This window comes from Streptomyces boluensis (genome assembly GCF_009908195.1).
In the GTDB taxonomy this organism is placed as follows: domain Bacteria; phylum Actinomycetota; class Actinomycetes; order Streptomycetales; family Streptomycetaceae; genus Streptomyces; species Streptomyces boluensis.
The window spans coordinates 1-13466 of sequence record NZ_JAAAHS010000206.1; the positions used below are offsets into that span (position 1 = coordinate 1).

The following is a 13466-nucleotide window of genomic DNA, read 5'->3' on the forward strand; positions in this document are numbered from 1 at the left end:
CCCCCGACCTGACCATGGAAGCCATCGGCCACGCAGTCGTCGAAGGCCGAGGAGGCGACGCCGCTTCGGCTCGCCGGAAGCTCCTGAACCTGTGGTCGACGATCGGCGTCACCGGCGACCCGCTGCACCGCTGCTCCCTCGCCCACCACCTGGCGGACCTCTACGAAGATCCCGCCCAGGCCCTCGCCTGGGACATCCGCGCCCTGGACGCCGCCGACGCCCTGACCGAGCAGCGCGTACAGCGCCACCACGACAGCCTCGAACTCGCCGGTTTCTACCCGTCCCTGCACCTCAACCTCGCCGACAACTACCGCAGACTCGGCTCCTTCCGAGCCGCCGCCGAGCACATCGACGCCGCCAGGACCCACGCCCCGAGCCTTGCGCGGGATGCCTACGGCGACTTGATACGTGGCGCTGTCCACGAGGTGGCCCAGGCCATCGCGCGGCAGGACCGCACACCGCGAGCCTCCGCACCTGGATCCGCTACCTGACGCCCGCCCCATCCCCGTATCGGCAGAGTCGTCGCGCCCACACGCACCGGTGCCCCCGCTCGTGACGAGCGAGGGCACCGGCGAGGTCGCCTCGGAGCGGCTGCCTCAGGCGCCGACGAAGACCACGGACCGCAGCGCGAGCTGGTCGGTGGCCGGTCGGCCGTGCGGCTTCAACCTCCAGACGTCGCCTGTGCAGTTGGGCTCGGTGAAGACGATCGCGTACGAGTCGGTGAAGTTGTGCGGCGCGAAGGCGGTGTGGGACGAATCCGGGTCGGCCGCCTCGGGGATCGTCACGCACTGCCCGCTCTCGGGGTTGTGGAGCGTGGCCGACTGCCGGTCGCCGCTGATGCCGACGAACGAGTAGGAGAAGTCGCCGGTCGCGGCGGAAGCCGGGGCGGCGAGGAGAGCCGTGAGGGCGAAGGCGCCGCAGGAGGCGGCGACGGTGTGACGCAGACGCACGAAGGGTTCTCGTTCCGTGTGAGTTGATCAGGGACGCCTCACCGATACCGGCCCCGCGCGCCCCGCACGCGCCGCCCCGCAGGCGTAAGGTTCCGCCGTCACCCGTACGGAGCAGAGATAACGGAGCAGGGGTAAGGGGAGGGACCGAGGCTGTGGCGGGACCGGGCTGGGTGTGCTCCGGGCCGTGGGGCAGGCGCCGCTGCTGTTGCTCTCGCTGTTCGTCGGCGCGTGGGTCGACCGGTGGCGGACCCGCACCGTGATGGTGGTGGCCGACGCCGGCCGGGCCCTCGTCCTGGGTGCCGCCGCAGTGGCCGGGCTCCTCGGTTGGCTCGGCCTGCCCGGAGAGCACCCCGACGGCGAGGGCAGGCGTCTCTCGTACGGCTCGTACGGCGCGATCAGTTGCTGCGGGGCAACAGCGCGCTGGAGGGCAGCCGGTCCGCGGCGCAGATCGGTGGGCCCGCGCTCCGCGGCGGGTTGGTGTCACTCCTCGCGGCGCCGCTCGCCGCCGCGTCCGGCACGGGGTTCTTCGCGCTGTCGTTCCTGTCGATCCGGCGGATCCAACGCACCGAACTGCTGCCGCAGCAACCGGAGTTGACGCCGCGCGTGTTCGTCGGCATGGGCATGGCCCCGCTCGGCTCCCTGCTCGGCGGGCTGCTCGCGGGGGAGTGGGGCCTGCGCAGCAGCCTCCTGGTGGCGGCCGTGGGCATGCTGGTGTCCCCGCTGGTGATGGCCCTGTCGCCGCTCGCCCGCCTGGGACGGACGCTGCCGGTCCGCGCCGCCGAACCACCATCCGCCTGATCCCACAGGACTGTCAGATGAGGCTTTCGGACAAGCTTGTCCCGAGCGCCCGGTACGCCGGGGCGGAGTCGTAGGGTTCTTCAAGATCGGTCCTTCGGCACACACGCACGCGGGACCGCCCCGGCCGCCGTATCGACCACACCCTCAGGGAGATCTGATGTACGCCGTCACCGACCCGTCCACCGGCAAGACCACGGAGACCTATCCCACCGCCACCGATGCCGAGGTGACGGCGGCCGTCGAGGCCGCGCACGCGGCCACCGCCTGGGGGCGGAACAGCTCGGTCGCCGAGCGTGCCGCGCTGCTTCGCCGGCTCGGCGATCTGCACCGCGAGCACCGTGCCGAGCTGGCCGAGAGCATCGTGCGGGAGATGGGCAAGCCGCAGGACGAAGCCGAGGGCGAGGTCGACTTCTGCGTCGACATCTACCACTACTACGCCGACCACGCCGAGGAGTTCCTCGCCGACGAGGAGCTGAACGTCACCTCCGGCGCCGGTCACGCCGTCATCCGGCGCAGCCCGGTGGGCGTGCTGCTCGGCATCATGCCGTGGAACTTCCCCGCGTACCAGGTCGCCCGGTTCGCCGCCCCGAACCTCGCCACGGGCAACACCATCGTCCTCAAGCACGCCCCCCAGTGTCCGGCCACCGCGGCCCTCCTGGAGAAGCTGGTCCAGGAGGCGGGCTTCCCGGTCGGCGCGTACGTCAACGTGTACGCCACCAATGAGCAGATCGCCGAGGTCATTGCCGACCCGCGCGTCCAGGGTGTGTCCCTCACCGGCTCGGAGCGCGCCGGTGCCGCCGTGGCCGAGATCGCCGGGCGGAACCTGAAGAAGGTCGTCCTCGAACTCGGCGGCTCCGACCCGTTCGTGGTGCTCTCCACCGACGACCTCGACTCCGTCGTGGAGTCCGCCGTCGCCGCGCGCCTCGACAACACCGGTCAGGCCTGCAACGCCGCCAAGCGGTTCGTCGTCGTGGCCGAGCTGTACGACGCCTTCGTGGAGAAGTTCACCGCCCAGCTCCTCGTCCGCCAGTCCGGCGCCCCGCTTTCGTCGGTCACCGCCGCCGAGAACCTCGACCGCCAGGTGGCCGCCGCCGTCGCCGAGGGCGCGACCCTGCACACCGAGGGCGAGCGGAACGGCGCGCACTTCCCGGCCGGGGTCCTCACCGGGCTCACCACCGACCACGCCATGGCCCGCCAGGAGCTGTTCGGCCCGGTCGCGATGGTCTTCAAGGCGGCCGACGAGGACGACGCGCTGCGCATCGCCAACGACACCCCGTACGGCCTCGGTTCGTACGTCTTCACCACGGACGCCGCGCAGGCCGCGCGCGTCGCCGACGGCATCGACGCCGGCATGGTCTTCGTCAACGGTGTCGGCGCGGAGGGCGCCGAGCTGCCCTTCGGCGGCATCAAGCGCTCCGGCTTCGGCCGGGAGCTGGGCCGGCCGGGCATCGAGGAGTTCGTCAACAAGAAGCTGATCCGTACGGTGACCGCCGGCTGATCCGGCTCGTTCCGTGCCCGGCGTCCGGGCGCGGGCCGGCTCCTGAACGGGAGGCGGCCTGCGCCCCGCGTCAGCCGTCCGCCCGTTCCGCCGCGCTGCGCAGAACGCAGAATTCGTTGCCCTCGGGGTCCGCGAGGACCGCCCAGCCCGCGCCGTCGTCCTTCCGGCGGTCGGCGACGAGGGTCGCGCCGAGGCCGAGCAGCCTCGCGACCTCCTCCTCGCGCGAGGTCTCCGGGCGCAGGCACAGGTGGATCCTGTTCTTGGCCGTCTTCGGCTCCGGCACCTGGTTGAAGTGCAGGAGCGGGCCCTCCGGCAGCATCACGTCCGTCTCCGGGTCACCCGGCTCGTCCTCCGGATGCAGCGGGCGGCCGAGCACCTCGCTCCAGAACCGGGCAAGGCGATAGGCGTCCACACAGTCGATCGCGACGTTCTGCACCACAGAGACCATGCCCGTGATCTTGCCTCAGTCGCTGTTCCGCGTGCCACCGCGACGGCGACGGTGTCACGACAGCACCACGACAGCACCACGACAGGGCCTGGAACAACGGGAGTTGACAGTCCGGCGGGGGTGCCGTCAGAGTCCCGGACGGTGGACAGAAATGATCTTTCGCCCGCAGAGCTGCGGGTGTGGCAGGCCTTCCCCAAGGGCGCGTTCGTGGACTTCCGCCCGGACGGCGACCAGGAGGGCGCCCAGAACGCCGTCCAGAACGCCGCGCAGGGCGCCGACTGGGGCCCCGAGCGGACCGTCCGGGCCGAGGTGCTGCGATCCCTGCTCCTCAACGGGCCGCTGGAGGACGGGGAGATACCTTCCCTCGACGTGGCGGGCGCGAGAATCACCGGCACCCTCGACCTGTCCCACGGCAGCGTCGACCACGCCATCAAGCTGACCGCCTGCTACTTCGAGAACACCCCCGTCGTGTACGCGTCCCGGCTGCGCCAGCTCCACCTGTCCCGCTCCGTACTGCCCGGACTCGCCGCCGCTACCGTGCAGGTGGAGGGGATGCTGAAACTCAGCGACTGCCGCTTCCACGGGTATGTACGGCTCGGCGGCGCGCGGATCGAGGGGGCGCTGTTCCTCAACAGGGCCGAGGTCGTCCCGCCGGACAGCGAATGGCCCGCCATCCGGCTCGGCCACGCGGCCATCGGCGACAACCTGTACGCACCCGGACTGCGCGTCCACGGCGAGGTGTTGCTCACCGGCGCCTCGGTCGCCGGTTCGGTCACCTTCGACGACGCGCGGCTGCGCCACCCCGGCCGCGCCGCCCTCGACGCGCAGACCGTCACCGTGGGCAACGACTTCCACATGCGGCGGGTACGCACCGAGGGCTGGGTCGGCCTGCGCGGCGCCCGCATCACCGGGCGCCTCGACCTGTCGTACGCCCATCTCTCGAACCCCGACGGCACGGCACTGCGCGCGGGGAGTTCCACCATCGGGGAACTCTGGCTCCGCAAGGGGCCGTTGATCGAGGGCACCCTCAACCTGCGCCGCGCCCAGATCGACGTGCTGTTCCTGGAACCGGAGGTGGTCCCGGACCAGGTGTACTTCAGCGGCCTCACCTACACCACCCTCACCCCGCACGAACCGGCCGAGCGCCGCCTCCCCATGCTGGACCGGGACCAGGACGGCTATCTCCCGCACAACTACGAGCAGTTGTCCGCGGCCTACCTCCGCGTCGGTGACGACCACGCCGCCCGCGCCGTCCAGCTCGCCAAGCTGCGCCGGCACCGCCGCACACTGCCCCGGTACGGCCGCGTGTGGGGGCTGCTCCAGGAGGTCACGGTCGGCTACGGCTTCCGCCCGATGTTCGCCGCCGCCTGGCTGCTGTCCCTGTTCGCCATCGGCTCGGCCGCCTTCGCCGTGCACCACCCGAGCCCGCTCAAGCCGGAGGAGGCGCCGGACTTCGACCCGGCGTTCTTCACGCTCGACCTGTTGCTGCCGGTGATCTCCTTCGGCCAGGAGGGCGCCTTCGACCCGACGGGCTGGCAGCAGGCGCTCGCGTACACCCTCGTCATCTCCGGCTGGCTCCTGGCCACGACGGTCTTCGCCGGGATCACCCGCACGGTGAGCCGCCAGTGAGTACGTGCCCCGGCCCGTGCGCGGGCCGGGGCGGCCTCCCCCGCGCGGCGGAGACGGCCCCGACCTCCGGACGATGCCCGGCGACCGGACGGACGGCGACGATCAAGGCGTAGGAGATCTACCTCCCGTTACGTATCGAGATAGGAGCCTCACCGTGTTGCTGAAGTGGACCCTGCGGACCGTCACCGTCCTCGCCATCGCCGCCGCGCTCGCCACCCCCGTCGCCGTATCCGCACCGGACACGGCACTCGCCGCACCGGCCGCGGTGACTTCGGTGTCCGCGCCCGGACACGTGGCGACGCAGGCGTGGGAGGAATAGATATTTATGGTTGCTTGATGAGGCTTGTACCTTGGTGGGCCGTGCTCTCCTCCGCGTGCGCACCGCTCCTGTTGGTCGGCGGCTGGTCGGTCGCGGCGGTATTCCAGGGGCCCGGGTACGACCCGGCCGCGGAGACCATCAGTGTCATGGCGGCCGCAGGGGCGTCCGGGCGCTGGGTGCTCACCGCGGCCCTTGTCGTGCTCGGGTTGTGCCACGTCGTCACCGCGAGCGGACTGCGCGCGGCCGCGCGCGCCGGGAGGCTGGCGCTCGGCTGCGGCGGTCTCGCGGTGATCGGGATGGCGCTGTCCCCGGTGCCGGAGGGGAGCGGGGGTTCCCTGCTGCACGGCTGGGTGGTCGGGGTCGGGTTCGCGCTCATGGCCCTGTGGCCTGTCCTTGCGGCCGACGGCGACGGATCCGCGCCCTGGGGCCTACGGCCCACGCTGTCCCTCGCGGCCTGCACGCTGATGGGGGTCGGCGCCCTGTGGTTCCTGATCGAACTACAGCGCCAGGGCGCGGCCGGAGTGGCGGAACGTGTCTTGACGACCGTGCAGACGGTATGGCCCTTCGTGGTGGTGACGTCCTGTCTGCGGGAGCGGCCTCGGGCGGGAGTGCAGGACTGAACTCCCTGTGCGGGCGCGGCAGTTGAGGGGACGCGACCCGTGTCCCTTACTGAAGGGCCTCGCCGCCCCCTTGACCGCCGTGCCCACAGGAACTAATTTTCGGTAGCTGTAGATCCCTGACGACCGAAGGAGGCGACCCGCAGATGAACATCAGCTCTGACCTCGGTCGCCTCGCCCAGTGCACCGCCTGGGTTCCGGGTCGGATCGCGCACGGCTGCTGAGTACCCCGCCGCCGTTCTGATGTGCCCGACCCGGCACATCCGGTTTCCCCACGCACCCCGGACGACTTCCGGCACGCCGCTGCCGCGTGCCGTCGTGCGCCCGTTTCCCGCACGTGGCGCGTCTGATCACAGAACACTGATCACAGAAAGCTGCCCTGACCCTTGGCAACTGACATTGGCGAACATGATGAAGCGACCGAACGCGCTCCGCGGCGAAGGTCTGAGATGACAGCGGCGCGGATCACGGTCAACGGGAAGGCGACCCCGCTCGCGCCCGCCGCCCCGCACACCACCGCCCTCGACTTCCTGCGCGAGCGCGGCCTCACCGGCACCAAGGAGGGCTGCGCGGAAGGTGAGTGCGGGGCCTGCTCGGTGCTCGTGGCGCGGCCCGGTGTGGACAAGCCCACCGACTGGGTGGCCGTCAACGCCTGCCTCGTACCGGCCGCGGCACTCGACGGGCAGGAGGTCATCACCTCCGAAGGGCTCGCCACCGCCGGCGAGGCCGGTACGGCGCCCACCCTGCACCCCGTGCAGGAAGAGATGGCCGTCCGTGGCGGATCCCAATGCGGTTACTGCACACCGGGGTTCATCTGCAGCATGGCCGCCGAGTACTACCGGCCCGACCGCTGCGCCCACACGGACAGCGACGCCGGCAGCACCAAAAACCCCGACCCCGAGCACGGGCCGAACGGGTTCGACCTGCACGCGCTCAGCGGCAACCTGTGCCGTTGCACCGGGTACCGGCCGATCCGCGACGCCGCGTTCGCCGTGGGGGAGCCCGCCGCCGAGGACCCGCTGGCCCGGCGCCGTGAGCAGGCGGCGCCCGCCCCGGTCGCCACCGAGTACGCCAAGGACGGCAGCGAGTTCCTGCGTACGGACACCCTCGCCGACACCCTGCGGTTGCTGCGCGAGCGGCCCGAGGCCGTGGTGGTCGCCGGTTCCACCGACTGGGGCGTGGAGGTCAACATCCGCTCCCGCAGGGCCAGTTGCGTCGTCGCCGTCGACCGGCTGCCCGAACTCCGGGAGCTGCGCGTCGAGTCCGACCGGATCGAGATCGGGGCGGGGCTCACGCTCACCGAGATCGAGCGGCGCCTCGACGGTGAAGTCCCGCTGCTCGCCGAGCTGTTCCCGCAGTTCGCGTCCCGCCTGATCCGCAACAGCGCGACCCTCGGCGGCAACCTGGGCACCGGCTCACCCATCGGTGACAGCCCGCCCGTGCTGCTCGCCCTCGACGCGTCCTTGGTGCTCGCCGACGCCGACGGTGAGCGCGAGGTGCCGTTGGCCGACTACTTCACCGGGTACCGGCAGAGCGTGCGCCGTCCCGGCGAGCTGATCCGTGCCGTGCGGGTGCCGTTGCCGCTCTCGCCGGTCACCGCCTTCCACAAGATCGCCAAGCGGCGCTTCGACGACATCTCCAGCGTGGCCGTCGCCTTCGCGCTCGACATCGAGGACGGCACCGTACGCAAGGCGCGCATCGGCCTGGGAGGTGTGGCCGCCACCCCCGTCCGGGCGCTCGCCACCGAAGCCGCCCTGGAGGGCCGACCGTGGTCCGCCGCCACCGTCGAGGCCGCGGCCCGGGTGCTGCGCGGCGAGGGCACCCCGATGAGTGACCACCGCGCCAGCGCCCTGTACCGCTCCGCGATGCTCGGCCAGAGCCTGAAGAAGCTGTACGCACAGACCACCGAGGCGGTGTCGGCATGAGCCAGTTGTCCGAGCGTCCCGAGAAGCCCGCAGTCGGCCTCTCCCTGCCGCACGAGAGCGCCGTCCAGCACGTCACCGGCGCCGCGCTCTACACCGACGACCTGGTCGCACGCACCAAGGACGTGCTGCACGCGTACCCGGTCCAGGTCATGAAGGCGCACGGCAGGATCACCGCGCTGCGCACCGAGCCCGCGCTCGCCGTGCCCGGCGTGGTCCGCGTCCTCACCGGCGCCGACGTGCCCGGCGTCAACGACGCCGGGATGAAGCACGACGAGCCACTCTTCCCCGACGAGGTCATGTTCCACGGCCACGCGGTCGCCTGGGTGCTCGGCGAGACCCTGGAGGCCGCCCGGATCGGCGCCGCCGCCGTCGAGGTGGAACTCGACGAACTGCCGTCCGTGATCACGCTGCAGGACGCGATGGCCGCGGACAGCTTCCACGGCGCCCGGCCCGTGATGCTGGCCGGAGACGTGGACGCCGGCTTCGCCGACTCCGCCCATGTGTTCACCGGCGAGTTCCAGTTCTCCGACCAGGAGCACTTCTACCTGGAGACGCACGCCGCCCTCGCCCACATCGACGAGGCCCAGCAGGTGTTCGTACAGAGCAGTACGCAGCACCCCTCGGAGACCCAGGAGATCGTCGCGCACGTGCTCGGCCTGCACAGTCACGAGGTGACCGTGCAGTGTCTGCGGATGGGCGGCGGCTTCGGCGGCAAGGAGATGCAGCCGCACGGCTTCGCGGCCGTCGCCGCGCTCGGCGCAAAACTGACCGGCCGCCCGGTCCGGCTGCGGCTCAACCGCACCCAGGACCTCACCATGTCCGGCAAGCGGCACGGCTTCCACGCCCAGTGGAAGATCGGCTTCGACGCCGACGGCCGGATCCGCGCCCTGGACGCCACCCTGACCGCCGACGGCGGCTGGAGCCTGGACCTCTCCGAGCCGGTCACGGCCCGCGCGCTGTGCCACATCGACAACACGTACTGGATCCCCAACGCCCGTATCGCCGGGCGCATCGCGAAGACCAACAAGGTCTCCAACACCGCCTTCCGAGGCTTCGGCGGACCCCAGGGCATGCTCGTGATCGAGGACATCATGGGCCGGTGCGCACCACTGCTCGGCCTCGACCCGATGGAGCTGCGGGAGCGCAACTTCTACGAGCAGGGCCAGTCGACGCCGTACGGACAGCAGGTCACGCAGCCGGAACGGATCTCCGCCGTCTGGGAGGAAGTCCGGGCGAACGGCGGTGTCACCGACCGCAAGCGCGAGATCGCCGCCTTCAACGCCGCGCACCCGCACGCCAAGCGGGCCCTCGCGCTCACCGGCATCAAGTTCGGCATCTCGTTCAACCTCACCGCCTTCAACCAGGGCGGCGCGCTCGTGCTGATCTACAAGGACGGCTCGGTCCTGATCAACCACGGCGGCACCGAGATGGGCCAGGGCCTGCACACCAAGATGCTGCAGGTGGCCGCGACCACCCTCGGCATCCCGCTGCACAAGGTCCGGCTCGCCCCGACGCGCACCGACAAGGTCCCCAACACCTCGGCCACCGCCGCGAGTTCGGGCGCGGACCTGAACGGCGCGGCGGTGAAGAACGCCTGCGAGCAGTTGCGCGAACGGCTCGTGCAGGTGGCCGCCAGCCAGCTGGGTTCGAGCGCCTCTGACGTACGCATCGTGGCGGGCGTCGCGCGCACCCTCGGCAGTGACGAGGAGCTGGCCTGGGACGACCTGGTGCGTACCGCGTACTTCCAGCGGGTGCAGCTGTCGGCGGCCGGCTTCTACCGGACCGAGGGCCTGCACTGGGACGCGAAGGCGTTCAAGGGCACCCCGTTCAAGTACTTCTCCTACGGTGCCGCGGCGGCCGAGGTGGAGGTCGACGGGTTCACCGGCGCGTACCGCATCCGGCGCGTGGACATCGTGCACGACGTCGGCGACAGCCTCTCCCCGATGATCGACATCGGCCAGGTCGAGGGCGGCTTCGTGCAGGGCGCGGGCTGGCTGACCCTGGAGGACATGCGCTGGGACGCCGGTGACGGGCCGCACCGGGGCAGGCTGCTCACCCAGGCGGCGAGCACGTACAAGCTGCCGAGCTTCTCGGAGATGCCCGAGGAGTTCCACGTCACCCTCATGAAGAACGCCACGGAGGAGGGCGCGGTCTACGGCTCCAAGGCGGTGGGCGAGCCGCCGCTGATGCTGGCGTTCTCGGTGCGTGAGGCGCTGCGGCAGGCCGCCGCCGAGTTCGGGCCGGACGGCGCCAGTGTCGAGCTGGCCTCGCCCGCGACGCCGGAAGCGGTGTACTGGGCGATCCAGGCGGCCCGCCAGGGCGGCACGGACGAGCAGGCCCAGGGCGCGGCCGACGGGATCCCGGCCGGCGCGGAAGTGCTGAGCGGTGCCTGACATGACGTGGATCGCCGCGGTCGCGGGGCTGCGGGCACGCCGGGAACCCGGCGTGCTCGTGACCGTCGCGACCGTGCGCGGCCACGCCCCGCGCGAGCCCGGCGCGAAGCTCGTCGTGGGGGAGCACCGGACCTGGGGCTCGATCGGCGGCGGCAACGTCGAGGCCGTCGCGATCGACCGGGCCCGCGAGATGATCGCCGCCACCAAACCCGAGCCCGACCTGATCGACTTCGCCCTGAACGACAAGGTCACCAACCGGCACGGCGTGCAGTGCTGCGGCGGCACCGTCTCCGTCCTGCTCGAACCGCTGCCGGTGGTACGCGCCATGGCGATCTTCGGCGTCGGGCACGTCGGCCTTGAACTGGCGCGCATCCTCGCCCGGCAGGACCTCGACCTGCACCTGATCGACAGCCGCGCCGCCATGCTCACCGAGGAGCGGCTCGGCGTACTCGCGGACGCGGTGGCGCAGGTGCACACGCATCACACGCCGCTGCTGCCCGAGGAGGTCCTGGAGGAACTGCCGCGCGGCACCCACGTCGTGATCATGACGCATGACCACGCCGAGGACGCCGCGCTCTGCGACGCCGCCCTGCGCACCGGGCACCTCGGCCCCATCGGCCTTATCGGTTCGGCGGCGAAGTGGGTGCGGTTCCGTAAGCGGCTCGCCACCGAGGGCGGTCACGACGAGGCCACCATCGACCGGATCACGACCCCGATCGGCCTGGCCGACATCACCGGCAAGGACCCCGCGACCATCGCCGTGAGCGTCGCCGCCGATGTGCTGCGCACCTTCGAGGCCGAGGGGAACTGAGCGTCCCCGTACGCCTCCTGCGGCCCTCGGCGGCTTCCGAGGTCGGGCCCTGGACGGCCTCCGCGGACGGTTTCGGACGAACACCATGTACTGCTCAAAATGACCCCGAAGGTCCCTACACATAAAGGAAAAATAAGCGCATTATGTCTCTAGGTGGCGCTTACCGCACACCGCAGAACGCGCGGTGAGGCCTGCCAGCCAAGGAGGCAGCCATGGCCAACGTGCAGCCCACGAGAAGTGACATAACTGCTCACCCAGATGTCCCGGAAATGCGGGACCGCTACGCCCGAATGCTCGGTGGTCGCGATGTGGCGCTCGTGGACGGGCCGGTGTTCCTGCTCGGCCTGTACTGCGCCGTATCCCCCTGGATACTCCACTACACGACGAGCCAGCCCCAGCTCGTGGCCCACAACCTGATCGTGGGTATCGCGATCAGCCTGCTGGCCCTCGGGTTCACCCGGGCTCCGGAGCGGATGTACGGCCTGAGTTGGGCCTGCTGCGCGATGGGTGCCTGGATGATCATTGCTCCGTGGATCGTCGGCACGAGCCCCGACACCGGGGTCGTCGTGAACAACATCATCATCGGTGCGCTGGCCGTGGTACTGGGGCTTTTGTGCGCCGGTACGGCGACGAGGAGCAACCCCAGGTAGGAGGACGTACCCGCACAGGAAATCCGAGTGGGCCGGTCCGCGTGAGCGGACCGGCCTTCCGCGTCCGGGGCGTGCCTCGGCCGGTGTCCGGGGCGTGCCTCAGCGGCGCTCGACCGTCACTGTCACCCGCGCCCCCGGAGCCGCCAACACCCAGGCCCGGCCCGGCTCGTGGCGGATCACCGCGGCCTTTCCTTCCGCGCTGACCTGCCAGTCCTTCGAGTCCTTCGAGGGCAGGGAGATCTCGGTGAGCCGCCGTCCGGGGCGCGCGGCCGCCTCGTACGTCAGCCGGTAGACGCCGGTCCCGGCGTCGTACGCGGACGACTCGACCGTGCCCGCGACCGCCTCCGCGTAGGGCTCAGCGGTGAGTTCCTTGTTCGTACGGAACGTGCCGGACTCGTCGACGGCGCAGTAGCCGCCCCCGTAGCACCAGACGTAGCCGGCCGAGCCGGAGCTGTAGCGGCTGAGGGAGGCCATGGCGTCCCGGTAGAAGCGGTTCATGTTCGGCAGGGAGTTGTTGAGCGGGCCCCACTCGCCCACCACCACAGGGACCTTGTACTTCTCGGGGTACTGCGTAACGGCCTTCTCGTAGGCCTCGATCCAGCCCGCCGACGGGTCGTAGTCCGCGCCTGCCTCCATGCCCGTGTTGTAGAAGTGCGGCGCGTACACCACCTTCTTGTCCTCGATCCGGCCGAGTCCGGTCGGGACGCCTTCGCCGACGATCGGGGTCGGCTCGACGAAGATCCAGCTGTCCCGGTCGGCCGAACGCACCGCGTCCGCAAGGCGGTTGTACATCGGTGTCAGATGCTCGCGCTCGATACGGCGGGCCGCCGACGGCAGGTCCTCGCCCAAAGTGAGCTCGCCCATCGGCTCGTTGATCAGGTCGTAGCCGAGTACGGCCGGGTGGTCGTCGAAGCGCTCGGCGAGCACCCGCCACATACGGGCCTGGGCGCGCCGCAGGTCCTCGTCCTCGTAGAGGTGGGTGAAGGCCCGCTGCACCGCCGGTTCGAAGTACTCGGCGAACCAGTCGTCCGGGTGCGGCTCGAAGGGCAGCCCGTCGGTCCTGGTGGCCCACTCGGGGATGCCGCGGTGCCCGAAGGCGGGCCCGAACACATCCTGGTGCGCGTCGATGAGGACCCGTACGTCATAGCGCTCGGCCCAGTCCAGTACGCGCTCGATCTTGCGCAGATAGTCGCGGCTGTACTGTCCGGGCCGTGGCTCCAGGTCGTCCCAGAAGACCAGCAGGCGGGCGAAGTTGAAGCCCTTGGACCGCATGTCCCGGAAGTGTTTCTCCTTGATGGCGGACAGGGCGTCGGCGCCCCGGTTCGCCTTGTCCTCGACGTTCCAGCCGCGCAGCGTGAGCGTGCGGCCCTGGGCGTCGGTGAGGACGGGAGCTGTAGCGGGCGAGGCAGTGGGGGCAGTGGGGGCAGC

Annotated in this window: 12 protein-coding genes and 1 pseudogene; 10 read left to right on the forward strand and 3 right to left on the reverse strand. The window is 71.0% G+C overall.

What is annotated here, in order from left to right:
• The first annotated feature begins 8 nt into the window (after positions 1-8).
• Positions 9-491 (forward strand): hypothetical protein, encoded by a 483-nt coding sequence (locus GUY60_RS23275; protein WP_161700961.1) that lies wholly within the window; start codon positions 9-11, stop codon positions 489-491.
• A gap of 105 nt (positions 492-596) precedes the next feature.
• Here GUY60_RS23275 and GUY60_RS23280 read toward each other — a convergent pair whose 3' ends face one another.
• The gene (locus GUY60_RS23280; RefSeq protein ID WP_161700941.1) at positions 597-950 is read right to left on the reverse strand and encodes a hypothetical protein; all 354 of its coding nucleotides are present in this window, start codon (positions 948-950) and stop codon (positions 597-599) included.
• A gap of 166 nt (positions 951-1116) precedes the next feature.
• On the opposite strand from GUY60_RS23280, the pseudogene GUY60_RS23285 reads away from it, so the two are divergent.
• Both GUY60_RS23285 and GUY60_RS23290 read left to right on the forward strand, forming a co-directional pair.
• Positions 1117-1748, forward strand: a pseudogene (locus GUY60_RS23285) (MFS transporter).
• Between the two features lie 157 nt (positions 1749-1905).
• The gene (locus tag GUY60_RS23290) at positions 1906-3246 is read left to right on the forward strand and encodes an NAD-dependent succinate-semialdehyde dehydrogenase (RefSeq protein ID WP_161700943.1); all 1341 of its coding nucleotides are present in this window, start codon (positions 1906-1908) and stop codon (positions 3244-3246) included.
• Between the two features lie 70 nt (positions 3247-3316).
• Here the strand turns inward: GUY60_RS23290 and GUY60_RS23295 are convergent, their stop codons facing one another.
• A complete protein-coding gene (locus GUY60_RS23295; RefSeq protein WP_161700945.1) occupies positions 3317-3694 on the reverse strand; it encodes a VOC family protein in 378 nt (125 codons plus the stop codon).
• 141 nt (positions 3695-3835) lie between these two features.
• On the opposite strand from GUY60_RS23295, the gene GUY60_RS23300 reads away from it, so the two are divergent.
• The 7 genes from GUY60_RS23300 (at position 3836) to GUY60_RS23330 (ending at position 12038) form a co-directional block, all read left to right on the forward strand.
• Entirely contained in the window at positions 3836-5323 is a 1488-nt protein-coding gene (locus GUY60_RS23300) for a membrane-associated oxidoreductase (protein WP_161700947.1), read from the forward strand.
• A gap of 154 nt (positions 5324-5477) precedes the next feature.
• Positions 5478-5642: a hypothetical protein gene (locus GUY60_RS23305; RefSeq protein WP_161700949.1), complete on the forward strand. Its 165-nt coding sequence runs from the start codon at positions 5478-5480 to the stop codon at positions 5640-5642.
• A 17-nt stretch (positions 5643-5659) separates the two neighbouring features.
• Positions 5660-6262, forward strand: coding sequence for a DUF998 domain-containing protein (locus tag GUY60_RS23310; protein ID WP_161700951.1), 603 nt, complete (start codon positions 5660-5662; stop codon positions 6260-6262).
• Positions 6263-6708: 446 nt separating this feature from the next.
• On the forward strand, positions 6709-8184 hold the full coding sequence (locus GUY60_RS23315; RefSeq protein ID WP_161700953.1) for a xanthine dehydrogenase small subunit: 1476 nt from the start codon (positions 6709-6711) through the stop codon (positions 8182-8184).
• Entirely contained in the window at positions 8181-10577 is a 2397-nt protein-coding gene (gene xdhB / locus GUY60_RS23320; protein WP_161700955.1) for a xanthine dehydrogenase molybdopterin binding subunit, read from the forward strand. The genes GUY60_RS23315 and xdhB overlap by 4 nt, the downstream gene beginning before the upstream one ends.
• A gap of 1 nt (position 10578) precedes the next feature.
• Positions 10579-11388, forward strand: a complete 810-nt coding sequence (xdhC, locus tag GUY60_RS23325; RefSeq protein ID WP_161700957.1) for a xanthine dehydrogenase accessory protein XdhC — start codon at positions 10579-10581, stop codon at positions 11386-11388.
• Between the two features lie 212 nt (positions 11389-11600).
• A complete protein-coding gene (locus GUY60_RS23330) occupies positions 11601-12038 on the forward strand; it encodes an SPW repeat protein (RefSeq protein WP_161700959.1) in 438 nt (145 codons plus the stop codon).
• Positions 12039-12137: 99 nt separating this feature from the next.
• On the opposite strand, the gene GUY60_RS23335 is transcribed toward GUY60_RS23330, so the two are convergent.
• Positions 12138-13466, reverse strand: a 1329-nt coding sequence (locus GUY60_RS23335; protein ID WP_376771309.1) for a cellulase family glycosylhydrolase, incomplete at its 5' end; no start/stop codon positions are given.

Bases quoted from the DNA above. Each gene is read 5' to 3' on its own strand.
- GUY60_RS23290 (WP_161700943.1), top strand. From the start codon at position 1,906: ATGTACGCCGTCACCGACCCGTCCACCGGCAAGACCACGGAGACCTAT.
- GUY60_RS23295 (WP_161700945.1), bottom strand. From the start codon at position 3,694: ATGGTCTCTGTGGTGCAGAACGTCGCGATCGACTGTGTGGACGCCTAT.
- GUY60_RS23310 (WP_161700951.1), top strand. From the start codon at position 5,660: ATGAGGCTTGTACCTTGGTGGGCCGTGCTCTCCTCCGCGTGCGCACCG.
- GUY60_RS23315 (WP_161700953.1), top strand. From the start codon at position 6,709: ATGACAGCGGCGCGGATCACGGTCAACGGGAAGGCGACCCCGCTCGCG.
- xdhB (WP_161700955.1), top strand. From the start codon at position 8,181: ATGAGCCAGTTGTCCGAGCGTCCCGAGAAGCCCGCAGTCGGCCTCTCC.
- xdhC (WP_161700957.1), top strand. From the start codon at position 10,579: ATGACGTGGATCGCCGCGGTCGCGGGGCTGCGGGCACGCCGGGAACCC.
- GUY60_RS23330 (WP_161700959.1), top strand. From the start codon at position 11,601: ATGGCCAACGTGCAGCCCACGAGAAGTGACATAACTGCTCACCCAGAT.